The organism is Haloarchaeobius litoreus, from assembly GCF_024495425.1.
In the GTDB taxonomy this organism is placed as follows: domain Archaea; phylum Halobacteriota; class Halobacteria; order Halobacteriales; family Natrialbaceae; genus Haloarchaeobius; species Haloarchaeobius litoreus.
In genome coordinates, this window is sequence record NZ_JANHJR010000004.1 from 135,611 (window position 1) to 158,546 (window position 22,936).

The window sequence follows — 22,936 nt, forward strand, 5'->3', positions numbered from 1 at the left end:
ACGCACCCAGACAGTATTGTCCGTATCCCACAGTAGTACAGCTCTCGAAACCGGCCGAGAACCGACAGTCAGAGGTGGCACTGCCAACCCGACGGTTCCGACGGTCAGGGAGGTGTCCAGGGGATGAGGACCGTCACCTCCGTCGGGGTCGTCGTCGTGCTGGTGCTCCTCGTCGCAGGAACGGGTCTCGCGGTCGACCCGGGCGACGGCGACCAGCTCTCGCCGGTGCCGTTCGACCGGACGCTCACGACCGGGCTGACGGGCGTCGACGTCGAGCAGGCCCGGGAGGCAGGCCACGTCGTCCCGCGAGGCCAGGTGTTCTACTCGCAGTACGAGTACGTCGTCGGCTACTACGGGACCGACGCGCTCGTCGCTGGCGTCACCGGACCCCAGCACACGGCCCAGTTCGGCCGTCCCCTTGCCGTCTTCGTCACCGACCTCGCCGGGACGGACCCGAAACTGACCGACGAGGGGGACGTGACGCTTCCGGACGCGGCGTCCCCGGGCTGGGCGCGCGCGGGCGACGCGTGGTTCGTCGTCGGGACGCCCGCACGGACGCCCGCCGGGCCGACTGCTCTCCCCTTCGCCGACCGGGCGGCTGCGCGGGAGTTCGCCCGTGAGCACGACGGTACGGTCGTCGACTGGGAGGGTCTCCGGGAACGGCTCGCGGACGAGGATGCCGGCGGTGACCGCAAGCCGCCAGTCGCGGACCGCCAGCGGTGGGCCGACCGGGCGGTTGAGCGAACACGCGGGTCGCGGGACCGGCCGGTGTCGATGGTCGTCGGCACCGACCAACAGGCAGTGCTAGCGGCGACAGACCGGCCTTCGACGTCGTCCGGGTCGCCGTCGCCGGTCGTCCTCGGTGAGGACGCACCGACGCTCGCGGCGGCCGTCGGCCGGGCACCGCCGAACACCACCATCAGACTCCTCCCCGGTCGATACGACGCGAACCTCACCGTCGAGAAGTCGCTCACCGTGGCCGGGAGCGGCACCGACACCGTGCTTGATGGCGGCGGGGACGGCTCCGTCGTCACCGTTGGTACGTCGGACGTCGCCATCACCGACCTCCGAATCGTGGGTGTCGGGGACGCCAACGCCGGCCAGCTCGAGTCGGACGACGGCTCGGCGTGGGACCGCCGCATCAGGCTCACCTACGGCTACGGCGACGCGGCAGTCAGGCTGCGTGACGCCGACCGGTCGCTGGTCGAGAACGTCAGCGTCGACACGCCGTCGAACGGCATCGTCGCGCTCGACAGCGACGGGGTCGTCGTCCGAAACGTCGCGGTGAACGGGACCGACGGGCTCGCGGGGTTCATGAGCGTCCTGCCGATGTACTCCCGGATGGTCGTCGAGGACTCCCACTTCGACGGGGGGCGCGACGCCGTCTACGCCCACTACGCCGACGGGACGGTCGTCAGGGACAACCACATCGAGAACCTCCGGTTCGGCTTCCACGACATGTACACCAGCGACACGCTCGTCGTCAACAACACCATCCGCGACGTGAACACGGGCCTCTACGTGATGACCCGACCGTCAGGGAACGCCATGGTCGGCAACGACATCCGAAACAGCAGCATCGGCATCAGCACCGCCGGGAGTGCCTCCTACGTGAACGGGAACGTCGTCGCCGGAAACGAGATCGGGCTCTCCATCGGGACCACTCGGTCGACCTACCGGGGCAACACGGTCGTCGACAACGGTGTCGGCGTCCGGTTGACGACGATGCTCCCCACCAACGACGTCTTCGAGAACGACGTCGTGCGTAACGACCGCTCGGTCTCGCCCGGGATGGCGACGCTCGTGAGCTGGGCGGTCGACGGTCGTGGAAACTACTGGGGGACAGTGCCTGGCGTCGACCGCGACGGTGACGGCGTCGTCGACCGGACCTACGACCCGACCGACTCCGTCGACCGGAACGCGCGGCACTCGCCGGTCGCGAACGCGCTCGCCTACTCGCCGGCAGCACAGCTGTTTGACCAGTTCCAGCAGGCAGCACCGGGGCTCCGTGAGCCGAGCGTGGTCGACCCCGCCCCGCTGACCGGCCCGGTCCATCCGGGCCGATTGGAGACGCACAACGTGACCACACCATGAGCACTCAGTCAACCGACCGGCCGGACGAACAGCCCGAACAGCGACCAGCCGTCGAACTCGCGGACGTGTGCCACTCGTTCGGCGATCTCGACGTGCTGGGTGACGTCTCGTTCAGCGTCTCACCCGGCACCGTCGCCTGCGTCGTCGGCCCGAACGGGAGCGGGAAGACGACGCTGCTCCGGATCGTCGCCGACCTGCTCGAACCCGACGCAGGTGCCATCTCCGTCGCCGGCGACGGCGGTCGTCGGGTCGGCTACCTCGCCCAGCAGCCCGCGTTCCGCCGTCAGTTCACCGTCGCCGAGACGGTCGCGTTCTACGGCTCGCTCGTGGCCGAACGAGTCGACGTCGATGCCATCCTCGACCGGGTGGGCCTCTCGGCGGTCGCCGGCCGACGGGTCGACGCGCTCTCGGGCGGAATGGTCCGTCTACTCGGTCTCGCACAGGCGATGGTCGGCGACCCGTCGGTGCTCGTCCTCGACGAGCCGGCGAACGGACTCGACCCGACGATGGCTCGCCACCTCCGGGCGGTGATCGACGACCTCACCGCCGACGGTGACGCGGTGCTCCTCTCGACGCACGATCTGCACACGGTCGACCGCCTCGCCGACACCGTCCTCCTCGTCGACCACGGCGAGCTCGTCGCCGCCGGCCCACCGGACGAGTTGCTGGCCGAGGCAGACGCCGCGTCGCTCGACGAAGCCATCGCGACGCTCGGCCACGGTGGGGAGACGGCCGCTGTCTCTCCCGGGCTCCACGGCGGTGATCGCCCGTGAGCGGCCCGCGCTCGCTGCTGGACGTCGCCGAACGCGAGTTCCGTACCGTCCTCCGGACGCCGTCGCTGCTGCTCGCGCTGCTCGGCTACGTCCTGCTCGTCGGTGGTGTCGCCTGGGTGCGCGGCACGGGTGCCTACCTCGCGCTCGTGCTGGACCTGTTGACGCCCGTCGAACTGCTCGCTCCAGTCCTGGCGTTCGCCGTCGGCTACCGGGCCCTGCTCGGTGACCGCGAGAGCGGCGAACTGGAGACGATCCGAACGTACCCCATCGACGGCCACTGGTACGTCCTCGGTGTCTACCTCGGTCGCGCCGTGGTCATGCTCGGGACCGTCCTCCTCGGGTTGGTCGCCGCCGGTGTCGTCGTCCCGTTGAGTGGGCAAGCGAAGCTCTCGGTCGTCGCCTCCCACGCCACGGTCGATTCACCGGTGCTCTACTCGCGGTACGTTCTGGCGACGTCACTGTTCGTGCTGGCTGTCCTCGCCATCGCCCTCCTGGTCTCCGCCGCGGCACGCTCCACGCGAGGCGGGCTCGCACTCGCGACCGGATCGGTCGTGGCACTCGTCGTCGGGCTCGACAGCGCGCTGCTCGGCTCGCTCGGCGGTTGGACGAGCTCGACGAACGGCGCGACCGCGCTGCTCGCACTCAGTCCGAACAGCGCGTACCGGAGCCTCGTCTTCGAGTTGAGCGTGGCTCCGACCGGCGTCGCCGTCCCGGACGGCCCGACTGCGTTGGTCAGTGCGGTAGCACTCGGTGTTTGGCTGACTGTGGCCCTCCGGCTCGCCTCGTGGCTCGCCTGGCACTGATGGGGTCCCCAGTCGCCGAACTCGCGGGATGCTGGTCACCGTATCAGACTCGCCTGCCCGGCGAACGTCGCCGTCGCAGGGGTGGCCCAGCCGTCGGCGACGCGCAGGACGGCTGGACGGTCAGTCGTCGGCTGCTGCTCCCTCGCTACCGACTTCGTCGAGATCGACCTCACCGTCAGTCAGGTCGCCTTCACGTCCCGCGCCGGTACCAGGCGTACGCGATGAGAGCCCTGGCGACGTTCGAAACCGCAATCGAGAGCCAGACTCCCGCTTCGCCGAAGGGGCCCGCAGTACTCCACGCGACCGGAAAACGGACGACCCCGAGGCTCTCGAGACACCACGACGGACGGCACACGAGTACGTCGATGCCACGCCCCAGTGTGTCACCGACGTTCACTGCGCGCCTATTTTACTTCCTGTCGGCCGTGTCCGTATACAATTTGCGGGTGCTGGTAACCCTCCTGCTCACCGCGGATCGGACGGTCGGGAGTGGCCCAGTCCTCTCGGCCGTCCTGTTTCGGCAGTTCCTCGGCCAAGTCCCGTACGGGAAGCAATCCACTCGGCGGGTGACTCGGACCGGTACGCCCGAGTCAGCACGCCACTGGCGACTGGCAAGACTGCCAGAATATCCCTTGTCGGAGGTCTTTGACCGGCAGAAACAAACCGATCTCTCCAGACGGAAGAGTCGATCCTGAGCAAGGCTGGTACCACGACTCTCCTTCAGTGGGTCTCGCAGTCGAATCAGCAACTACTGTGAATGGGTGGGCTTTCGCCTCGCTACCGCTGTAAGCCTCACCGTCGTCGCGTGACGTGTCGATGGCTCGCCCGTCAAATTTCCGGGTACGGCCCAGATTGGGAAGACTGCAGCCGTTCGATACGTCGAAAATGGCGGGATCATTCATCTGGTACCCCGTCGATCACTCACGAGGAGTAGTCCCCTCTCTCCAGAGAGTCGTCTTTGACGGGAACTCTGAAGAACGCTACTGATGGAACCAGTTGACATTGGCACACCAAACCTGGGGTCGAAGCTCGGAGATACTTCGATCTCCTGATTGCAAGGTCGGTCAGCTGATGTCTCCCTCGCCAATCTGGGACCAGTTACCCAGGCCGACGCGGAGAGCGGCCTTGAGTGCGCCGAGGACGACGGGGCCGAAGAACAGCCCCATAATCCCGAATGCGTACGCCCCGCCGAGGATACCGAGGAGGATGACGGCAGGATTGAGATTCGCGTACCTATCGACGGCGAATGGACGGAGATAGTCGTCGGTGAGCCCAACCACGACGACGCTGTAGACGAATAATCCGACGGCGAGTAGCGGTTTGTCCGTGAGATACAGGTAGACCACCGCTCCACCCCAGACGGGGATCGCACCGACGAGCGGAACCATCGCGAGAACGATCATGACGGCCGTCCAGAACACCGCATTGGGAACGCCAGTGGCGAAGAGTCCGACGCCAGCGATGACCCCCTGGACGATGGCGACGAAGACGTGTCCGAAGAGAACGCCCCACATCACGTCGTCGATCTCTCCGTAGAGGTCGCGCTGAATGTCATCGGGAAGGGGGATCGTTCGGTTGAGCCAGTTGACCAGGTCATCGCCGTCTTTGAGTAGGTAGTAGACGAGAAACAGCGCCAACGCGATTCCGATGACGTGGAAGGTTATCGTACCGAACGCTTGGGTCGACCGTTCGAACACAATCGTTCCGATCTCTCGTCCTGAGCCGACGAGTTCACCGGCGATGTCGACCTCTTGTCCGGTGAGTTCCGCAATCCGGGATTCGACCACTTCGATCTGCACGGACTCAGTGTCGAGGTCTCGTAGGATCCGATCGGCATTATCCACGACAGTCAGGAGCACCACCACGAACGGAGCGACGAAACAAGCTACTGCCAGAATCACGAGCGAGAACGCGGCGACCATCGGCGAGACGTGCGCTTCGAGACGGACCTGCAGCGGATAGAGGACGTACGCGAGGAGGACGGCACCGAGGACGTACTGGAGAAACGGCAGGATCAGCATGGCCGATAACACGAGAAGGGTGACGACGAGGGCGAGGAGGAAACCTTTGCTGAGGTTCACAGCTACGAGTTCGTCACGCAGTGACGTAAAGATTCCAAATCCACCTCAACGACGCGTTCGCCGAGAAGACGCGGTTCGGCCACCGGATCGTCCACGGAACGCTCGTCTCCGGACTGATCAGCTCCGCCCTCACGTGCTTCCCGGCCTCACGATCTACATCTCGCAGAATCTCGAGTACCGGCGCCCGGTCGTCAGGCTGTTTTCGTCCACGTAGGTCGAGAGACACGCGTGGTTGCAGAAGTACGTCGGCGACCCACAGTCGTCGGTACAGTCGCGCATACAGATTGGGTCGTGGTCGAAGATACGCGACCCACGGTAGGCGCACGTCTCATCGACGTCGGGGAGCTCGACGGTCGTGGACATACCTGTGCTATGAGTGAGAGTCAAGAAAGTATTTCGCCAGTTGAACATCCATACTTAGCCTCCAGGCTGTCAGCGGGGTAGTGTGCCTAAACTACTAAAATTCGATCGCCCCGATCATTGGCTCACCCACACACTTCGGGCAGTCATCGGTGTCGTATTCTTCCATACAGTGCCGGTGGCAGCAGCACCCGCAGTGCTCACAGACGAACATACCGTTGTCGCTGGCGCATTCCGAGTCACAGATGCAGCACCGAACCACGATTACTCGAACGTGTATTCGCTATCCGCATCAAATACTCTGCTCGGCACCTGACAGTTAGCGGCTCTTCGCGACGGTGACCCACTATTCATACCCCCGTTTTGGTCGCAAAATGGAGTCCTAACCCTTCACTAACCCTTGTAATATTCGGACATCGGAACGATCTTGAGGTGATTCGACGGAGATAGCTTTCGATTCTTAACAACAATTCGATTGAATGAGTAGAACGTCTCTCTAACCATGAAACGGACCACGACAACCACAGAGACGACCGTTAGTAGCGAACCGCTCGTCCGAGGTGACGGCCTCGAAAAAACCTACGGGTCACGACTCCCCTTCGGACGTTCGACCCCTGTTCTCACCGGTGCAGATATCGAGGTCCGTGCTGGGGAAATCGTCGGCATCGTCGGCGAGAATGGGTCGGGGAAGTCGACGCTGATGAAGATCCTCGTCGGCGTCCTCGACCACGATGCAGGCACAGTCGAACGGACTGGGACCGTCGGCTGGTGTCCGCAGGAACCCCTGCTCTACGATCGACTGACCGTCTCAGAAACGTTCCGGCTGTTCGGCGCCGGGTACGGGATGAGTCGCGAGGAGATCGACGCGGCGAAACGACGACTCGCCGACGAACTCGACTTCGAGCGGTACCTCGATTACCGGGTCGACCAGCTCAGCGGTGGTAACCGACAGAAGGTCAACCTCAGCATCGCGTTGATGCACGACCCGGACGTGCTCATGCTCGACGAACCCTACACTGGGTTCGACTGGGAGACCTACCTGCGGTTCTGGGACATGGCTCAGGACCTCGCGGACGGTGGCACTGCCGTCGTCATGATCTCGCATCTCATCGAGGAACGAAGCCGCCTCGACCGCATCTTCGAGGTTCGGGACGGTCTGGTCCACGATGTGACCGACGAGGAAACCGAGAGTGAACTCAGGAGCGATTCGGAGGAGGAACATGAATAGGTTCGTCGTCGGCGTTCGGGCGAACCTTCGGACGTTCATCCGGACGCCCCTGAACGTCGTCCTTGCGCTGGTGCTCCCGCTCGTCGTCATCGAGGGATGGGGACAGGCGATGGCGGGGCTGCCGTCGATGCCGACCGTCGAAGCGATCCCGCTGGACCTCGGGCGACTCCTCGGTGCAATCTTCGGCGTTGCCATCATCGCCGGCCTGATGGGACTGGTCCAGATGATCAGTGCTCGGGAAGCCGACCGACGGCTCGTCCAGGCGGGCTACTCGCCACGGACGCTGCTCGCGACGCGACTCGCAACCCTTGCGGGCGTCACCGTCGTCGTCGCCGCCGTGAACTTCGGCGTCCTTTGGCTTACTATCGACACCGAATCGCCCCTGCTCGTGTTCGCGTTCCTCGCGTGCGCGGGCATCGTCTACGCCTTCCTCGGCGCACTCGTCGGCGCAGTACTTCCGCGACTGTTCGAGGGGTCGCTCGTCGTCGTCTTCCTCGCGATGATGGATGCGTTCCTCAGCGGTGACAGTCCACTGGCTGCGGACGTCCCCGAGTTCGTCGAGTACTTCCCGCTGTACCACCCGAAGGAACTCCTCCAGTCGGCCGCCTTTGACGGTACGTTCGCCTCGGGCGACCTCGTCTTCGTCGGCGGGTACGTGCTGGTGTTGCTCGTCCTCGTCACCGCGGTATTTGGTGCGACGATGCGCACGGCCGGGGGGTGGTCGACATGAACCGGACCGCCACGGCGTTCGGTATCGGGCTCCGTGAACACGCCCGCAACTACGTCCTGGTGGCTCTGCTGGTCGTTCTGCCCGTGGCGTTCATCACACTTGCATTCGCGGTGACGCAGGACGTCCAGATGCCGGTGCGAACCCTCGTCGACGGCGAGATGGTGACTGTGATGCGGGGGATGCCCGAGGTACACGGCGTGATCATGACACCGATCACGAGTACGTTCATCGCCGGGTTGGCCGGCCTATTCCTGATGCGCGAGGCGAGAGAGACGGACGGCCGCCTCTCGGTCGTGGGCTATCGGGCACGACAGGTTATCGCCGCCCGGTTCGGCGTCCTCGTCGTCATCACGCTCCTCGTTGTCGGCGTCTCAGTGGGAGTGATGCTCGTCGACTTCTGGCCGGAGCAGCTGTGGTGGTTCGTGGCCGCGATGCTCGTCCTGTCACTCACCTATGGACTCGTCGGGATGCTCGTCGGTGCCGTCTTCAACCGACTGGCTGGCCTGTGGATCATGTTGATCCTCCCGATGATCGACATCGGGCTCTTCCAGGACCCGTTGTTCGTCCAGTCCGAGCCCGAGTGGTGGATGAAACTCTTCCCGGGCTACCACCCGGTCCGCGTCATGGTCGATACGGGGCTTACGGCGGATCTGGATACTGCTGTTTCGCTCGGATGGGGGTTCGGCTACCTCCTCGTCGTCGGACTCCTCGCCGTCTGGGTGTACTACCGAGGAACTCGAACGACGTGACGACATAATCGAAAGAGGACGATCTCCACAGACGGACGAACTAACCGACGTCTCCCGAAGGGGTTCGTTGACCCTCCTCACAGAGATGGGTCGTTTTGCCCGTCCTCCAACCGTTCACGACGCTTCTGGAACTCTTCTTCGTCGATCTCGCCTCGTGCGTAACGACGTTGGAGGGTCTCCATCGCGGAATTATCACTCCGGGACGGAGCGTCGCCTCGACCCAGTGCCCAATAGAGGAGTCCGCCGACCAGGCCGAGCATTCCGAGTGCCCCGCCGACGAACGGCAGCCCACCGAACCATCCACCGTTCCGGCCGTTCATCATTCCAGGGCCAGACCCCATTCCGGGGCCCATCCTTCCACCATCGGAGTTCCCGTCACCTCCGGTGCGAGATCCATACGCTATCGCGCCCTGCTCGACGATCGCGTCGCTCTCGGGCACGTCACCGTCCGGAATCGGACTGTCTTCGGCCGGACCGCCGGGATTGCCGACGACGATGCGACCGACCATCCCGACCGACTTGTGCGGGATGCAGTAGTAGTCGTACGTGCCTGGTTCTTCGAACGTGTACTCGTACCCTCCCGACGAGATGACCCCACTATCGAATGCGCTGCCGTCGGGTGGAATCCGGTTCTCGTAGGCCGTCGCCGAGTGTGCACCGGCTGCTATCTCGAAGCGGACGGTCGTGCCCGGTTCGACGTGGAGCCCGACCGGGTCGAAGTAGTTGTTGCCCATCTTCACGACGGGCGTCTCCTGTGCGCTCACTGGCTGAGAGAGGCCTGTGCTGGCGACTGTACCGGCACCGAGCACTCCCAGGAACTGACGTCGACTGTAGTTCGTCATATGAGTTGAATCGACCGCTTGTTCGTTATCCACGCACGATGTCGACGAGGCGCTGGGTGAATCCAGATGACTGCTGGCTCGCGCTCTCGATAGCCGACTCCAGATCTTCCCGGTCGACGATGCCGATGAACTCGGCGGTCTGTTCTCCGTTCGCGTAGACGAGTGTCGTCGGCGTCTTCCGGACGCCGTACTCCTCGGCCGTTTCCAGATCTTTCCGGATGTCGACCTCTCGAAACTCGACGTCGGGGTATTCGTCCTCGATGCCGTCATTTTTCGCCCGTTGTGTTGCGCATGCTCCGCACGTCTCTTGGGTGAAGAGTATTGCCTCGGTCATATAGTATACTACGGCCTTGTAACTTAATCACATTACTATTCAAAATCGTAAGCTGAGGGAGGCCCATCTCTTCGATTCGAAGGCATGGGAATACGCGCCCTGGTGCGTACTCGTTGGTTTACTCCCATCGTTCGAGTCTCTCGCGGCGGGATTCGAACTCTTCGTCGGTGAGGTCGCCGCGAGCGTACGCCGTGCGGAGTTCCTCCATCGCGGGATCTCGAGACGTCTGCGTCTCGCTCATGCGCCGGAAGACGAGGTAGCCACCGCCGAGGAGGATGAGGAGGAAGACGAGCGGGACGAGCATCCCGACGAGTGGCCACCATCCACCAGTACCGCCATACTGACCCATCATCCCACCGTATCCCATCATCCCGCCGAATCCCATCCCCATCGTGAGCAACGGGAGCAAGATGATCGCTCCGAGTATCAGGAGAACGATTGTCGTGGTGTCGAGCTGGTTCGATGAAGCCATCGAAGATCAGACCTCCGACGTAGAGCCTAGTTCGTCGGTGACGGCCGAGAGAACACGCTCGAAACGCTCGTTGACCTCGGTCGCGATGGAGTCGAGCGCATCGTTGTCCGCGATGCCGACCAATTGCTTCGGATCGACGGCACTCACAGCGATATCGCCGTCGTCGGTCTCGTAGACGATGACGTTGCACGGGAGGAGTGCGCCGAGTTCGATCTCTTCGTTCAGACCCTCGTGCGCGAGCGCCGGATTGCATGCGCCGAGAATGCGGTACTGGCGGAACTCTTCGCCGAGTTTCTCCTCGAGCGTCGCCTGGATATCGATGTCACAGAGGACGCCGAATCCTTCGTCTTCAAGCGCTGCGATCGTCGTGTCGACGACGTCGTCGAACTCGCCGGTGACTGACGTCTGTATTGTGTATTCCATGTATTATTATACCCCGTCCGCGGGGTTGACGGTTGGGTGCCGCAACGGCGGGCGTTGGGAGTGTGATGTATCGGCTGGAACAGCAACTGTTCCGGTCATCCGGTGCGTTCGAGCTGTGTTCGCCGTCGATCGAATTCGTCATCCGAGAGCTCCCCGCGGGCGTAGCGCTCGCGGAGAACCGACAGCGGCTGCTCTTCATTCCCACCGGATCCTCGGTTGCGGAGCGCAGAGACGAGGTAGAGCGGGACGGCGATGAGGAGCCCCATCCAGAGGAGTCCCCAGAGCCCCATCGCTCCGCCGAAGAGGCCCCAGCCGCCGCCCATCATGCCCCCGCCGTAGCTCCCACTACCGTGGGCAGCAGCCGTTCCAGTCGCCGCGACCAGCAGCGGGACGGCGAGGATCGCGAGTCGACGAGCAGTGCGTCCGATGTGAGTGGTGAGTTGCGTCATTTTCTTGAGTTGGTGAATCGCGGTGTTCAGTTGGAGCGAGCGAAACGGTCGGGGCCGTCAGCAGTGGCCCTGCCCGTACATCCCGCCGTTGTAGCCGTCGTCAGTCCCGTCGTGGTATTCCTCGTTAGCCATGTCCTGGGCCATCTCGTCGACGGTCACACCCATGTGCGACTCCATCCACTCGACAGCACCCGGACCCATGTGTTCGGTCATCTGCGCCTCCATCCAAGTGGCCCATTCATCTGCGGTGGCATTGTCCGTGGGCGCGTCGTCAGCCGTCGTGTCGTTACCGTGTGCGCTGACCACGGGCGCGGCGAACGCGAGTCCAACAATCGCGAGCGCCACGAGCAGCCAGCGGCCGAGTTCAAAGTTGGTCATTGTCTTTCTCCTCGGTTACTCGTAGGACTGCTCGGGAGTTATCAACGAGGGTGTGAATCCACACAGGAGAACGTTCGAGAACGTGTATCGGGCGTTCTAATCGTTTTTCAGGAATGGAATCGTTCATCCGGCCCGATTTCGCCGGGTGGTACTCAACCCGTGTCCCAGACAGGACCACGACCACACGAACGGCAGTGTGGACGACCCGAAACCGGGCCTTCAACCGAGTCACTCGACGTATCTCACGACACACGCCATCCCTGCATCGAGATGGTACAGGTTGTGACAGTGGAACAACTATCGGACGGGTCTGGACCCGTGGGAACGGGCTGCTAGTTCGCCTGATTCTGTTGTAAGTCGTCGCTCGGATAGATGCGATACGTCCGCCCTTGGCGCTCGCGGTACAGGAGACCGCGCTTCTCGAGAGCGCTCACCGTCTGGCTCACCTTGCTCTTCGAGAAGTCCGAGCGATCCCTGAGTTCGATCTGTGTGATGCCAGGCGAGGAGATGACTGGTTCGAGGACCCGGCGCTCATCATCCGGCAACAGGTCCAACACGCGAGCCTGTGGCTGAGACTCCGGATTGCTGGCTCCATTCGATTGGACAGCTACCTCTGGCGATTCGTCACCCGCAGGATCGGTCGGATTCGCCAGTTCAGTCTGTGAGCGGTCGTTTTCGTCGATGCTGGTGACCTTATCCCGGACCACGAGATACCCTCCACCGATGACAGCCGAGACGAGGAGGGTTCCGAGGACGTACCAGAGCGGATTCGTCCCGTGAACGGACCCCATCGACGTGCCCATCATCGATCCCATCTGGTCGAAGGCCTGCTGTTGCTGGTACGCTTGCCAGCTGAGCACACCGCCGACGATGAGGACGGCAGCGACCAGGCCGCCGACTACTGTATCGGCTTGCCGTCGATTCAATTTCCCCACCTCGACCCGCCGCGATACCTACTCATAGATAAGAGTTCGCGGGACATCGCTGTACCTGTTTTGATTAGACGATGCAATACTCGGGGCTGCCTGGCCGCGATACTTGGTATCGCGATGCGACATTCAGTGATGATCATGGTTCTGTGGACCTCCCGCCCCTGAAACCTGTGGGTGTTGCTGTGCGAATTCGGAGGGCCGCTTCTCGAACGATCGCCTGCACTGATTCGAACAGAAGTGGAATATATCGCCGTCGTGGGTGAGACTCGGCCCGCTATCGTCGGTTCGCATCCCACAGACGGGGTCGCGGTACTGGCCGGGTGCACCGAGTCCGCGTCGGTAGACGTAGAGGAGGAAGCCAGAGAGCGCGAACGCGAGGATATTGAGGTAGAACGTGTAGTTCAGTTCGAAGTACGTCTGTTCGGACGCCGTCTGCCCGCCGGCGAGGTTCGGGACGATACCGAGAGCGCTGAACAGTTCCTCCATGAGGAAGCCCGTGAACGCCATCGTCACGAAGAAGATACCGAGGATGTACAGCATCACCTTCCAGCCGTAGTACTTCCGGTAGACGTTCAGGACGGGGATGGTGATGAGATCGGCGTAGACGAACGCGATGACGCCGGCGAAGCTGATGCCGCCGCCCCAGAGTGCAACCGCAAAGGGAACGTTCCCCATGCTCCCGACGAAGCTGATGACGGCGATCGCGACACCCATGATGGCGTTCTCTGCACTCACCAGTAACCCATCACCCTGGAGGAAGAGCGTGTTCCAAACCCACTGCGGGACGAAGACGATGACGAACCCCGAAACGAGAAACCCCGCGATGATGTCCGTCCAGATCATCGACCACTCCTTGCGATACTGATTCCCGACTTTGTACCACCCGCCCCACGAGAGGAGTTCGTCGCGCCAACCGCCGCTACTTGCGGCTTCCTGCTGGTACGTCTCCATGCAACCTTTCGAACAGAACTTCAGCGTCTCGCCCCCGTCAGTCACCAGCGAGTACTCGTCTTTGCCTTCCATCCCGCAGGTCGGGTCCTCGGTGATCCCCTGGTCCTGGTCGCGTTGATTCAGTTCCTCCCGTACTTGCTCGAACAGGTTCTCGGGGAGGGTCAGATGAACGAGGACCGCCATCACGGCGATGAGGATGACGCCGCCGAGGAGTTCTGCAACCAGAAACTCCCACCCGAGGAGGATGAGTATCATCAGCCCGAGCTCGACGATGAGGTTCGTCGAGGCGAACATGAACGCGAGGAAGTTCACCGTGTGCGCCCCCTTCTTGAACAACCCCTTCCCGATGGCGACCGCGCCGAAGCTACAACCACTACTGGCCGCGCCGAAGACGGTTGCTTTCGTGAGGCCACTCAGATTCCCCTCTCCGAGTACGTTTGCCATCCGCTCTTTCGAGACGTAGACCTGAACGAGACTCGTGATGACGAGCCCCATGATGATCGCCCAGGCCGCCGTCCAGAGGAAACCGACGCCGATCCGCAACGACTCGAGGATTCCGTCGACGAGGGCGGCTTGCATATCTAGACTATCGTAGCTATCTCTTTTGGTATTTGTTCTTAAGAAACCGAGGTAGTGGACGGAGTATACTTTGCATTCAATGGCAGTTCTTGCTATCAGCCGTGGTCACCGTTCGAGGACTGCGTTCTCGCGCGGTAGTGTTTGCGTGTCACTGGTTCCAGTCGGTGGTTGCTCCTTGGTCCTCCGACGGACCGGGCACACAGATAAGGGGGTTGTACCGCAGTTTCCCCCACGAGATTCTTGCTCCGTGTTACCAAGGGACAGCTCGCTTTCGAACTGTAAGAGAAACCCGAATGAAGGAATAGAGCGTATCTCTACTCATGAGCACTACTACCACAAACCAAGACGCGCACGAGATGGACTCCACGACCGACGTGGTGCATCTCGATTCGTTGGCGCTGGCGGGCGCAGCAGCAGTCGTCTCTGCCGTCGCGATGCTCCTGCTCGGTGTGTTCGGAGCGTTCGGCGTCTACGAGGGCGCAGTCGAAGCGATGGAGCAGTGGCACCTGTTCTTCGAACCGACCGTCGTCGGGACAGTGGCAGGCATGGTCGAGGCAGCGGTGATCGGCTTCGTCTTGATGTACGCCTTCGCGTGGCTGTACAACGCCTTCGCACGCTGAATCGAGGAGTCGATCCATGTACGTCACCGACAACGCCGAAATCGTCATCGGCGCACCGCCCGGGGAAATCTGGGAGTACGTGACCGACCCTGTCCACTGGACTGCATCGAACCCCGAGGAACACTACGGGCTCGAGTACGACACCCCCGATAATCGACCGCGTGAGGGCACGACGTTCCACCAGGCCGAAGAGGTCGCCGGAATGTACGCCGATCTGCACGGCCGATTCCAGTACATCGATCATCCGCACGTGGCGGTCTGGACGGGAACGGCGTACTATCCGCTCCTTCGAGGACTCGTCACCGTTCGAATTCCCGGCTCTGTTGAAACCCTCAGTAGCTGATAGGAGCGGCGTGCTGAATGGAGGGCTCGTATCTCACAAGAGATGGTCTTCCGCTTGCTACTGAAATCGCTCAGTACAGCGGATGAGTTTCCCAGAGGAGTCCGTTCGATTCGGCATGGACGAGCGAAACAGGCGAAAGGTACGTTGCATGTCTAGTTGGTTGTGTCCGCTTTCCGTTCGCCACGGGCTCCGAGCCAGAGTGTCACCGTCCCAGTTATCACAACCATGCCTGCATTGAGGACGAGTAAGAGCAGGCCGCCACTGGCCTTGACAGGCGCTCGTGACAGCAATGTTATTCCCCCAGCAGCTGCGGCCGGAACGAGTGCGAGGGCAGCGACGACGCCGACGAGCGTGTCTTGCCGTTCTTTGTCGGTCGTTACCCCCGCCGCGATACCCGCAGCGGCAGCAGCAACGACGCTGTACCAGCCGGCCGTAATGCGCTCCTCGAGGAGTGGTTTATCGATGAGATTCTCTGCAGGTGGGAGGACACCTGTTATGTTCAGTGTCACCGTCGTCACGATAGCCCCCGCAGTCGCAGCCAACAGACCGACGAACGCGACCAAAGTCCCGAATCCGGCTCGATTCAACCGGTTGGCAGCAATGCCAGCAGAAACGAGTTCCAACGGCGTCAATACCGGGGCAATGACCATCGCGCCGATGAGGATTGGAATCGAGTTGGTTAGGAGAGCCACGCCAGCAAGCACACCGGACATCGACATCAAAACAAGATACGACGTATCAAGGGCGACCTGTTCGTACTTGTTCTCGCACATTTCGGTAAGTGAGACTCTAAGAGACATCGCGAAGAAATACGGGCGTGCCGGTTGAAACAATTCCGACGATGCGAGAGTGTCTACTGATGGAACTCCGTCCGTCATAGTACACTCTTAGGCGCCCCATCTACCCTCTGTATCGGTCACGCTGCTTTTGACAGGAATCGGTAGTCGAGAACGCTTGTGCAAGATGGAGGGCGCGAATCTTGTAATCCAGATCGTGCTGAAACCATCAGTAACGATACCCGCTTCGGTTTCAGTCTCCCTTCAGTTCAGACATACACTCGGCGCAAACTTTCATACCACCCTCCCCGGCAAAGTCTTCTTCGCCGTGATCGATCGAGTCGATTAGTTCTTTCGAGATAACATCTGGCGAGATGCTTTGGAGATCGTCCACATCACGACCGCATCGGGCACATTCGGCCATGTAATGGAGTAACAGGGTCACGGGTTATTATTATAGGCCAGGAATCATACCGTCAACGCTGTAGCCTATCGTTACCTCTCTGCTGAATCCACCCTCTGTATTCAACAGCCTGTGCCTCTCAAATCATGGACGATCTCACTCATCGTGTAAAATAGCGAGGCTTCGTTCCAAGTTGTAAACGACGCACCTGATGACGAGTTCGCGGGACTGCTTCCACCAACGGCGTGACCGGATGAACGCACCGAATTTCTGTTTGATCGCCGCGTTCACCGACTCATTCATGTTCCGCTGATGGTAGAGGCGCTATCCAGCCGTGCGTTCCACGCCTTGTGGAGGGAGGTAAATTCCCGATACTTGCTGAGTGGTCGAATATTGTGGTCACGGGCGTGCCACCGGAGCTTCTGGTCGTCGTATCCCTTGTCACCGGTCAAGACCGCGATGAACGCTGCGTTCCGTCTAACTGGTTGTGGTGCGATCTGCGTGTCGTGTTTTCGTGTCGTCGTCACGGGAATGTCGAGAACGGCGTTGGTCGACGTATCGAGTCGAGATCAAGCGCGTCACATATGGTTTGAGACGCGAAGGTTCTCGTCAGTACTGAAACCGGAGCCGAACGACTCCGAGACACTCGTCCCACTCCGTCTCCGTTCGTCTCAGTCGCTGCGCGCAGCCACAATCTGAAAAATATGTGAGCTTATTTCACAGGTTACAACAGAGCGAAGGGAAAGCCCACGCCCTCACTCGGCGGAGTCGTCACAGCGGTTTCCAGTCACGCGACGAGTCGTTCAGTCGCTCGTGGCCGTTCTCGGTGACCGCGACGAGGTCCTCGATGCGGACGCCGAACTCGCCCTCGACGTAGACGCCAGGTTCGACCGAGAACACCATCCCCGGTTCGAGTGCAGTCTCGTTGCCCTCGACGATGTACGGCGGTTCGTGGACCTCAAGGCCGACGCCGTGGCCGGTCCGGTGGACGAACTGCTCGCCGTAGCCGGCCTCCTCGATGACCTCCCGGGCGGCCGCGTCGATCGCCTCGGCGGCCACGCCGGGTTCGACCGCGTCGACGGCCGCGTCGTGCGCCTCCCGAACCACGTCGTGAACCTCATCGAACCCCGCGGGTGGGTCGCCGGCGAAGACGACGGTCCGTGTCTGGTCGCTCGGGTAGCCGTCGACACGGGTACCGAAGTCGAGCACCACGGGGTCGCCCGGACGGATCTCCCGTTGGCCGTGGCGGTGGTGTGGCTGCGCACCGTTGGGGCCGCTGCCGACGATGACCTCGAAGGAAACGCCGGTCCCACCGAACTCGGCGAGCTGCGCCTCTATCTCCTGGGCGAGCTCAGCTTCGGTGAAGCCAACGACCTCGCTGCCGAGCCGGCGGACGGCCATCACTGCGCGGTCGGCTACCTCGCCAGCGGCCCGGAGCGCGTCGAGTTCGCCCTCGTCCTTCCGGATACGCAGCGGCGCGAGCACGTCGCTCGCGAGGCCGAACGAGGCGTCGGGCAGGACCGAGCGGAGGTCCTGGCTGAAGCGGGCCCACATGCGGTCGTCGACGAGGAGGCGGCCGCCGTGGAGGCCGCACTCGCTGGCGACCTCCTCGACCAGTTCGAGCGGGTCGCCGCCGTCGTCCCAGACCCGCACGTCGTCGACGACAGATTCGCCGAGAATCTGGGACTCGTACATCGCCGGCGCGACGAAGACGGGCGGCTCGTCGGGGGTGACGAACAGGAGCAGGTGGCGCTCCATCGGCTCGTCGGTGAACCCCGAGAGGTAGCCCATGTCGACGCTCGGGAACAGCACGGCGGCGTCGGCTCCCTCGCTCGCGAGTCGTTTCTGGCAGGCGGCGATTCGCTCGCGGTGGCTCACGGCTCGGACTCCTCCGTCCAGACGTCGGCGTTCTCGTAGTCGTCCGCGATGCCCCAGCGCGCGATCTCGTCGACGGGCGGCGACTCGTAGCCGCCGACCTTGCTGTGGCTCCAGCCGAGGTCTGCGAGGTCGGCGAGCAGTTCGGCGAACTTGAACGGTGCGGTCACCGCGTCGAGGACGGGGACGCCGAGGTCGTCCTGCAGCTCCTCGTAGAAGCCGTACTCGGCGGTGCAGCCGAGGATGACGACCTCCGCGTTGTCCTCCTCGACGGCGGCCGTCGCGGCCTCGCGGAGCCGGCGCTCCGTCCGGTCGGGGTCGTCCTGGAAGTCGAGCACGCCGAGGTCGACCGGCCGGAACGAGGCGAGGTGGTCGCCGAAGCCGTACGCCCGGACGCGGTCGCGCATCTGTGGCACCCACTTCTGTCGGCCGACGACGACGGAGAATGAGTCCCCGAGCGTCGTCGCCAGATGGGTGGTCGCCTCGGCGGGGGCGACGACCGGCATCGAGTCGCTCACCTCGCGGGCCTCCTCCAGCGCGAGGTCGTAGAAGCAGCCGATGACGGTCGCGTCGTACCCCTCGTTCTCGGCGCGCTTGACCCGGTGGAGCACGTCGGGCGTGACGAGCGACTCGTAGTAGTGGTACTCGACGTGGTGCGGGCCGCGGTCGAGCGCGGTCACGTCGACCGTGGTGTCGGGCCGGGCCGCCTCGGCGAGGATGTCGCCGATGTCGCCCGAGAAGTCGGCGTGGCCGACCGGGTCGATCCAGAGGATCTCCGTCATCTACCGGCCCCGCAGGTCCGCAGTCTCATCGTGGTCGATCTCGCCCTCGGCGGTGATGGCGACGCCGTACTGCTCGCGGGCGGCCTCGCGGGAGACGTACCCGTCGGTGACGTCCTCGCGTACGGCCTCGGGGTCGCGGTCGAACGGCTCGCCGTAGCCGCCGCCGCCGGCGGTCCGGTTCGAGATGACCTCGTCCGGCACGAAGTTGCCGCGGAACATCCCGACGTGCTTGACGCTGTCGTCGTCGTAGAGGTCGTCGTTGTCGACGAGCACCTCGACGCGCTCGTCGAAGTCCTCGCGGTCGGAGTCGAGCACGACGACGTTCTTCTCGCCCGGACTGCCGCCGTCGAGTCCCCAGTTCTCGGTGCGGGTCTTCTGGATGATGGAGAGCGCGCCGACGGGTTCGAGCACGCGGAAGTCACGGCGGATGCCGAGCCCACCGCGGTGCTTCCCGGGGCCCCCCGAGTCCTCCCGCAGCGAGAGCTGGTCGAACCGGATGGGGGCCTTGTTCTCGAACACCTCGATGGGGATGTTGCGGACCATCGTCTCGCTGATGTGCATCAGCGCGTTCTCGCCGTCGTGGCCGACGCCGGCACCCCAGCCGACGCCCTCGTTGTTCGCCTCGACGAACGGCCGACCCGTCTCGGGGTTCTGCCCGTACAGCATGATGTCGGCGAGGTCGCCGCCCGTGCTCGCCGGAACGCGGTCGGGCATCCCCTTCGCGAGCGCCTGGTACACCACGTCGATGCCGACGATACCCGTCCAGACGGTGAACGTGGGCGCGGGGTAGCTCGCGTTGAAGATGTTGTCCTCGGGGACGTGCATCGACAGCGGCTCGTACTGGCCGCCGTTGGAGTCCTCCTCCGGCGTCGTCAGCGTCTTGAAGCAGAGCTTGCAGATGGTCTCGGACATTCCCGGCGGGATGTTCAGCGGCTCGTCCACCTCGGGCGAGGAGCCCGCGAAGTCGACGCTGAACTCCTCGCCGTCGATGGTGACCTCGGCCTTCAGCTTGATGAGGTCGCCCGGCTCGCGGTTGACGCCGTCGGCGTAACCGGTCGCCGACCACGTGCCGTCGGGCAGCTCCGCGACGGCCTCGCGGGCGGTGCGCTCGCCGTGGTCGAGGATGCGCTCGATGCTGGTCTCGACGGTGTCCGCGCCGTACTTCTCGTAGAGCTCCTGCAGGCGCTTCTCGCCGGTGCGGACCGCGGCGACCTGCGCGTTGAGGTCGCCGACGACCTTCTCGGGCATCCGGGAGTTGAACCGGATGATGTCCATAATCTCCGGGTCCGGCTCGCCGTTCTTGTACACCTTCGTCCCGGGGAACAGCACGCCCTCCTGGTGGACGTCGGTGGAGTCGAGCACGTAGCCCGAGTCCTTCGCCCCGAGGTCGAGCCAGTGGGCGCGACACGTCGTGTAGCCGATGAGCTCCTCGTCGTAGAACACCGGCGCGAACAGGAGCACGTCGAGCGTGTGCGTCCCGCTCCAGTACGGGTAGTTCATGATGAACACGTCGCCGGGCTCCATGTTCTCCTCGCCGACGTGGTCGACGGCCTTCTTGATGCCGTAGTCGTTCGCGCCGAGGAACAGCGCGAGCCCGGGCGAGTCGGCGACGAGGTTGAGGTCGCGGTCGAACACCGAGATTCCGAAGTCGAGAATCTCGTAGATGATGGTGTTGTAGGCGGTCCTGATCAGCGTGCGCTGCATCTCGGTGGCGGCCGACGTGAGGTAGTTGCGGACGACCTCGACGGTGGCCGCGTCGACGTCCTGTTGGGTGCTCATTGTTCGCCTCCGGTGGTGATGACGATGTGACCGTACTCGTCGACGGTCGCGTGCTGGTCGGCGTGGAAGACCAGCGAGGTGGTTGGTTCGGTGACGACCGCGGGCCCGGCGAGTTCGTCGCCCGGGGCGAGCGTCGCGCGCTCGTAGACGTCGAACTCGGTGAACTCGCCCGCGGCGAAGCAGTACGCCTCGCGGCTACCGGTCGGTTCGAGAGCATCGCCGTCGCGCGGTACCTGCCGGTCGAGCGTCGGCTTGTCGTTCTCGCCGACGGCCCTCACACGGAGGTGGACGACCTGTACCGGGTCGTCCATCGTGTGGCCGTAGCGCGTCTCGTGCTGGGCCTCGAACCGCTCCGCGAGCTCGTCGAGGTCCGCGACGCCGTCGGCGTCGACCTCGACGGTGTGCTCCTGTCCGAAGTAGCGCATCTCGACGGCGCGTTCAAGGCGCTGGTCGGACTCAGCGACACCCTCCGCGGTCAGCGTCTCGCGACCCTCTGCTTCGAGCTCATCGAACGACGCGTCGAGCGTCTCCAGTTCGACATCGTCGAGGACGGCGATCATCGTCTGCGAGAAGTCGTAGACGACGTCGGCCATCAGCATCCCCCACGCGGAGAACACGGAGGGTGCCTGCGGGACGAGTACCTCCTTCACGCCGAGTTCGCGCGCGAGCAGCGGGACGAACATCGGGCCCGCGCCGCCGTAGGCGACCATCGAGAAGTCACGCGGGTCGAGGCCCTTCTCGACGGTGATCTCGCGGATGGCACCCACGGTGTTCGCGAGCGCCACGTCGAAGACGCCGCGGCTGGCGTCCGAGACGGACGTGTCGAGCGGGTCCGCCAGCACTTCCTCGATACCATCGATGGCGTCGTCCGCGGCGGTGTCCATCTCGCCGCCGAGGAAGTCGGCGGGGTCGAGAAATCCGAGCGCGAGCGCGGCGTCGGTGACGGTCGGCTCGGTGCCACCGTTGTCGTAGCAGATGGGGCCGGGGTCCGCGCCCGCGCTCTCGGGGCCGACCTTCAGCAGGTCGCCGTCGAGCCAGGCGATGGAGCCCCCGCCCGCGCCGATGGTCCGGATGTCGTACACCGGGATGAGCATCGGCTGGTGTTCGAGCGACGAGTCGTACTTCACGACGGGCGAGCCGTCCTCGACGACGGCGGCGTCGAGGCTCGTTCCACCCATATCGACCGTGATGAGGTTGTCGCGGTCGGTGGCGTCGCCGACGTGGGCCGCGCCGATGAGCCCGCCCGCGGGCCCGGAGAGGATCGTGTGGACGGGCGCGGTCTTTGCGCTCTCGGCGGTGAGCGTACCGCCGCCGGAGCGGGTGACGAAGAAGGAGCCGTCGAAGCCCGCGCCGACGAGCGAGTCGTCGAGCGTGTCGACGTAGTTCTCGAAGATTGGCTTGATGTAGCTGTCGAGGACGGCCGTGCTCGTGCGCTCGTACTCTCGGTACTCGCCGGTGATGTCGCTGGAGACCGAGACGCTGATCTCCGGGTGGGCGTCGCGGACGATGTCGGCGGCGGCCTGCTCGTGCTGGCCGTTCTGGTAGGAGTGCAGGAAGCAGATGGCGATAGCCTCGACCTGGTGTTCCTCGACGAGTTCGTCGGCCGCCTCGTGGACGGCCGTCTCGTCGAGCTCCTCGACGACGGCACCGTCCGCGTTCAGTCGGCCGGGCACGCCGAGCCGTCGTCGACGGGGTACCATGGACTCCGGCTTCTGGTAGTTGATGTCGTACATCGAGTCGCGTTCGAGGTTCGTGCGGCCGATCTCGTGGACGTCGGAGAAGCCCTCGTTGGTGATGATACCGATTCGTGCGCCGTCTCGTTCGAGGACGGCGTTCAGCCCGAGTGTCGTCCCGTGGACGAACGCCTCGGTCGACTCGAGGTCGGCGTCGACCCTCTCGACGGAGTCGAGCACGCCGTCGGAGGGTTGCCCGGGCGTCGTTGCGGCCTTCTCGAGCGAGATGTCTCCCGTCTCGCGGTCGAACGTGATGGCGTCGACGAACGTGCCGCCGATGTCCACGGCGACGCGCTGGGTGGTGTTATCTTGTCTCACAGAGTACTCGTTTCGTGGAGTCGTATATATTGTTTTCCCCACTGACTCCCGAATCGTGTTCTTTCACACCCAAAACGGTCCACTAATTCGCTGTTTACGTACAGATAGTAAATATCAGTACTAGAATCG

Annotated in this window: 24 protein-coding genes and 3 pseudogenes; 9 read left to right on the forward strand and 18 right to left on the reverse strand. The window is 63.5% G+C overall.

What is annotated here, in order from left to right; genetic code table 11:
* Positions 1-123 precede the first annotated feature (123 nt).
* From NOW55_RS18275 to NOW55_RS18285, 3 genes are read left to right on the forward strand one after another with little or no spacing between them, the layout of a single operon-like run.
* The gene (locus NOW55_RS18275) at positions 124-2,094 is read left to right on the forward strand and encodes a NosD domain-containing protein (RefSeq protein WP_256401560.1); all 1,971 of its coding nucleotides are present in this window, start codon (positions 124-126) and stop codon (positions 2,092-2,094) included.
* Positions 2,091-2,867, forward strand: coding sequence for an ABC transporter ATP-binding protein (locus NOW55_RS18280; protein ID WP_256401561.1), 777 nt, complete (start codon positions 2,091-2,093; stop codon positions 2,865-2,867). Before NOW55_RS18275 ends, NOW55_RS18280 begins: the two co-directional genes overlap by 4 nt.
* Positions 2,864-3,670, forward strand: a complete 807-nt coding sequence (locus tag NOW55_RS18285) for an ABC transporter permease (RefSeq protein WP_256401562.1) — start codon at positions 2,864-2,866, stop codon at positions 3,668-3,670. Before NOW55_RS18280 ends, NOW55_RS18285 begins: the two co-directional genes overlap by 4 nt.
* Before the next feature lie 120 nt (positions 3,671-3,790).
* On the opposite strand, the pseudogene NOW55_RS18290 reads toward NOW55_RS18285, so the two are convergent.
* Positions 3,791-3,995, reverse strand: a pseudogene (locus NOW55_RS18290) (MATE family efflux transporter); the annotation flags it as partial.
* 739 nt (positions 3,996-4,734) lie between these two features.
* Positions 4,735-5,751, reverse strand: a complete 1,017-nt coding sequence (locus NOW55_RS18295) for an AI-2E family transporter (protein ID WP_256401563.1) — start codon at positions 5,749-5,751, stop codon at positions 4,735-4,737.
* 35 nt (positions 5,752-5,786) lie between these two features.
* On the opposite strand from NOW55_RS18295, the pseudogene NOW55_RS20855 reads away from it, so the two are divergent.
* Positions 5,787-5,941, forward strand: a pseudogene (locus tag NOW55_RS20855) (MaoC/PaaZ C-terminal domain-containing protein); the annotation flags it as partial.
* On the opposite strand, the gene NOW55_RS18305 reads toward NOW55_RS20855, so the two are convergent.
* On the reverse strand, positions 5,905-6,114 hold the full coding sequence (locus NOW55_RS18305; RefSeq protein ID WP_256401564.1) for a hypothetical protein: 210 nt from the start codon (positions 6,112-6,114) through the stop codon (positions 5,905-5,907). The pseudogene NOW55_RS20855 and the gene NOW55_RS18305 overlap by 37 nt on opposite strands.
* Positions 6,115-6,613: 499 nt before the next feature.
* On the opposite strand from NOW55_RS18305, the gene NOW55_RS18310 reads away from it, so the two are divergent.
* Genes NOW55_RS18310 through NOW55_RS18320 form a run of 3 tightly spaced genes read left to right on the forward strand, consistent with a single transcriptional unit; the run spans position 6,614 to position 8,818 of the window.
* Positions 6,614-7,339 carry an ABC transporter ATP-binding protein gene (locus NOW55_RS18310; protein WP_256401565.1) on the forward strand — a complete coding sequence of 242 codons (726 nt, stop codon included), beginning with the start codon at positions 6,614-6,616 and terminating at the stop codon, positions 7,337-7,339.
* Positions 7,332-8,069 carry an ABC transporter permease gene (locus tag NOW55_RS18315; protein ID WP_256401566.1) on the forward strand — a complete coding sequence of 246 codons (738 nt, stop codon included), beginning with the start codon at positions 7,332-7,334 and terminating at the stop codon, positions 8,067-8,069. The genes NOW55_RS18310 and NOW55_RS18315 overlap by 8 nt, the downstream gene beginning before the upstream one ends.
* Positions 8,066-8,818, forward strand: a complete 753-nt coding sequence (locus NOW55_RS18320) for an ABC transporter permease (protein WP_256401567.1) — start codon at positions 8,066-8,068, stop codon at positions 8,816-8,818. The genes NOW55_RS18315 and NOW55_RS18320 overlap by 4 nt, the downstream gene beginning before the upstream one ends.
* A 77-nt stretch (positions 8,819-8,895) precedes the next feature.
* Here the strand turns inward: NOW55_RS18320 and NOW55_RS18325 are convergent, their stop codons facing one another.
* The 9 genes from NOW55_RS18325 to NOW55_RS18360 all read right to left on the reverse strand — a co-directional run bounded on the left by NOW55_RS18325 (position 8,896) and on the right by NOW55_RS18360 (position 14,178).
* Positions 8,896-9,582, reverse strand: coding sequence for a plastocyanin/azurin family copper-binding protein (locus NOW55_RS18325; protein ID WP_256401568.1), 687 nt, complete (start codon positions 9,580-9,582; stop codon positions 8,896-8,898).
* 103 nt (positions 9,583-9,685) lie between these two features.
* Positions 9,686-9,994, reverse strand: a complete 309-nt coding sequence (locus tag NOW55_RS18330) for a thioredoxin family protein (RefSeq protein ID WP_256401569.1) — start codon at positions 9,992-9,994, stop codon at positions 9,686-9,688.
* Between the two features lie 118 nt (positions 9,995-10,112).
* On the reverse strand, positions 10,113-10,466 hold the full coding sequence (locus tag NOW55_RS18335; protein ID WP_256401570.1) for an SHOCT domain-containing protein: 354 nt from the start codon (positions 10,464-10,466) through the stop codon (positions 10,113-10,115).
* Between the two features lie 6 nt (positions 10,467-10,472).
* Positions 10,473-10,889 carry a DUF302 domain-containing protein gene (locus NOW55_RS18340; RefSeq protein WP_256401571.1) on the reverse strand — a complete coding sequence of 139 codons (417 nt, stop codon included), beginning with the start codon at positions 10,887-10,889 and terminating at the stop codon, positions 10,473-10,475.
* A gap of 95 nt (positions 10,890-10,984) precedes the next feature.
* A complete protein-coding gene (locus tag NOW55_RS18345) occupies positions 10,985-11,338 on the reverse strand; it encodes an SHOCT domain-containing protein (protein ID WP_256401572.1) in 354 nt (117 codons plus the stop codon).
* 57 nt (positions 11,339-11,395) lie between these two features.
* Positions 11,396-11,716 carry a hypothetical protein gene (locus NOW55_RS18350; protein ID WP_256401573.1) on the reverse strand — a complete coding sequence of 107 codons (321 nt, stop codon included), beginning with the start codon at positions 11,714-11,716 and terminating at the stop codon, positions 11,396-11,398.
* A 228-nt stretch (positions 11,717-11,944) separates the two neighbouring features.
* Complete coding sequence (locus tag NOW55_RS20860; protein ID WP_368407798.1) at positions 11,945-12,013, reverse strand: multicopper oxidase domain-containing protein; 69 nt, start codon at positions 12,011-12,013, stop codon at positions 11,945-11,947.
* Between the two features lie 35 nt (positions 12,014-12,048).
* Positions 12,049-12,642, reverse strand: coding sequence for a helix-turn-helix transcriptional regulator (locus NOW55_RS18355; protein WP_303648841.1), 594 nt, complete (start codon positions 12,640-12,642; stop codon positions 12,049-12,051).
* 132 nt (positions 12,643-12,774) lie between these two features.
* Positions 12,775-14,178 (reverse strand): permease, encoded by a 1,404-nt coding sequence (locus NOW55_RS18360; protein WP_256401575.1) that lies wholly within the window; start codon positions 14,176-14,178, stop codon positions 12,775-12,777.
* Between the two features lie 356 nt (positions 14,179-14,534).
* Between NOW55_RS18360 and NOW55_RS18365 the strand changes: the two genes are divergently transcribed.
* Positions 14,535-14,798 carry a hypothetical protein gene (locus tag NOW55_RS18365; protein ID WP_256401576.1) on the forward strand — a complete coding sequence of 88 codons (264 nt, stop codon included), beginning with the start codon at positions 14,535-14,537 and terminating at the stop codon, positions 14,796-14,798.
* Between the two features lie 16 nt (positions 14,799-14,814).
* The gene (locus tag NOW55_RS18370; RefSeq protein WP_256401577.1) at positions 14,815-15,141 is read left to right on the forward strand and encodes an SRPBCC family protein; all 327 of its coding nucleotides are present in this window, start codon (positions 14,815-14,817) and stop codon (positions 15,139-15,141) included.
* Between the two features lie 152 nt (positions 15,142-15,293).
* On the opposite strand, the gene NOW55_RS18375 is transcribed toward NOW55_RS18370, so the two are convergent.
* From NOW55_RS18375 to NOW55_RS18400, 6 genes and pseudogenes are all read right to left on the reverse strand, one after another.
* On the reverse strand, positions 15,294-15,941 hold the full coding sequence (locus NOW55_RS18375; protein ID WP_256401578.1) for a DUF389 domain-containing protein: 648 nt from the start codon (positions 15,939-15,941) through the stop codon (positions 15,294-15,296).
* A 535-nt stretch (positions 15,942-16,476) separates the two neighbouring features.
* Positions 16,477-16,883, reverse strand: a pseudogene (locus NOW55_RS18380) (transposase); the annotation flags it as partial.
* 208 nt (positions 16,884-17,091) lie between these two features.
* Positions 17,092-18,198, reverse strand: a complete 1,107-nt coding sequence (locus NOW55_RS18385) for a M24 family metallopeptidase (protein WP_256401579.1) — start codon at positions 18,196-18,198, stop codon at positions 17,092-17,094.
* Positions 18,195-18,977 (reverse strand): aspartate/glutamate racemase family protein, encoded by a 783-nt coding sequence (locus NOW55_RS18390; protein ID WP_256401580.1) that lies wholly within the window; start codon positions 18,975-18,977, stop codon positions 18,195-18,197. The genes NOW55_RS18385 and NOW55_RS18390 overlap by 4 nt, the downstream gene beginning before the upstream one ends.
* The gene (locus NOW55_RS18395) at positions 18,978-20,756 is read right to left on the reverse strand and encodes a hydantoinase B/oxoprolinase family protein (RefSeq protein ID WP_256401581.1); all 1,779 of its coding nucleotides are present in this window, start codon (positions 20,754-20,756) and stop codon (positions 18,978-18,980) included.
* Positions 20,753-22,807 (reverse strand): hydantoinase/oxoprolinase family protein, encoded by a 2,055-nt coding sequence (locus NOW55_RS18400; protein ID WP_256401582.1) that lies wholly within the window; start codon positions 22,805-22,807, stop codon positions 20,753-20,755. Before NOW55_RS18400 ends, NOW55_RS18395 begins: the two co-directional genes overlap by 4 nt.
* Positions 22,808-22,936: the final 129 nt, after the last annotated feature.

What these genes read in the sequence shown, in the direction of transcription:
- NOW55_RS18305 (WP_256401564.1), bottom strand. Translation starts at nt 6,114, where the DNA reads ATGTCCACGACCGTCGAGCTCCCCGACGTCGATGAGACGTGCGCCTAC.
- NOW55_RS18310 (WP_256401565.1), top strand. Translation starts at nt 6,614, where the DNA reads ATGAAACGGACCACGACAACCACAGAGACGACCGTTAGTAGCGAACCG.
- NOW55_RS18315 (WP_256401566.1), top strand. Translation starts at nt 7,332, where the DNA reads ATGAATAGGTTCGTCGTCGGCGTTCGGGCGAACCTTCGGACGTTCATC.
- NOW55_RS18275 (WP_256401560.1), top strand. Translation starts at nt 124, where the DNA reads ATGAGGACCGTCACCTCCGTCGGGGTCGTCGTCGTGCTGGTGCTCCTC.
- NOW55_RS18395 (WP_256401581.1), bottom strand. Translation starts at nt 20,756, where the DNA reads ATGAGCACCCAACAGGACGTCGACGCGGCCACCGTCGAGGTCGTCCGC.
- NOW55_RS18390 (WP_256401580.1), bottom strand. Translation starts at nt 18,977, where the DNA reads ATGACGGAGATCCTCTGGATCGACCCGGTCGGCCACGCCGACTTCTCG.
- NOW55_RS18340 (WP_256401571.1), bottom strand. Translation starts at nt 10,889, where the DNA reads ATGGAATACACAATACAGACGTCAGTCACCGGCGAGTTCGACGACGTC.
- NOW55_RS18335 (WP_256401570.1), bottom strand. Translation starts at nt 10,466, where the DNA reads ATGGCTTCATCGAACCAGCTCGACACCACGACAATCGTTCTCCTGATA.
- NOW55_RS18375 (WP_256401578.1), bottom strand. Translation starts at nt 15,941, where the DNA reads ATGTCTCTTAGAGTCTCACTTACCGAAATGTGCGAGAACAAGTACGAA.
- NOW55_RS18330 (WP_256401569.1), bottom strand. Translation starts at nt 9,994, where the DNA reads ATGACCGAGGCAATACTCTTCACCCAAGAGACGTGCGGAGCATGCGCA.
- NOW55_RS18370 (WP_256401577.1), top strand. Translation starts at nt 14,815, where the DNA reads ATGTACGTCACCGACAACGCCGAAATCGTCATCGGCGCACCGCCCGGG.
- NOW55_RS18320 (WP_256401567.1), top strand. Translation starts at nt 8,066, where the DNA reads ATGAACCGGACCGCCACGGCGTTCGGTATCGGGCTCCGTGAACACGCC.
- NOW55_RS18345 (WP_256401572.1), bottom strand. Translation starts at nt 11,338, where the DNA reads ATGACGCAACTCACCACTCACATCGGACGCACTGCTCGTCGACTCGCG.
- NOW55_RS18360 (WP_256401575.1), bottom strand. Translation starts at nt 14,178, where the DNA reads ATGCAAGCCGCCCTCGTCGACGGAATCCTCGAGTCGTTGCGGATCGGC.
- NOW55_RS18365 (WP_256401576.1), top strand. Translation starts at nt 14,535, where the DNA reads ATGGACTCCACGACCGACGTGGTGCATCTCGATTCGTTGGCGCTGGCG.
- NOW55_RS18350 (WP_256401573.1), bottom strand. Translation starts at nt 11,716, where the DNA reads ATGACCAACTTTGAACTCGGCCGCTGGCTGCTCGTGGCGCTCGCGATT.
- NOW55_RS18280 (WP_256401561.1), top strand. Translation starts at nt 2,091, where the DNA reads ATGAGCACTCAGTCAACCGACCGGCCGGACGAACAGCCCGAACAGCGA.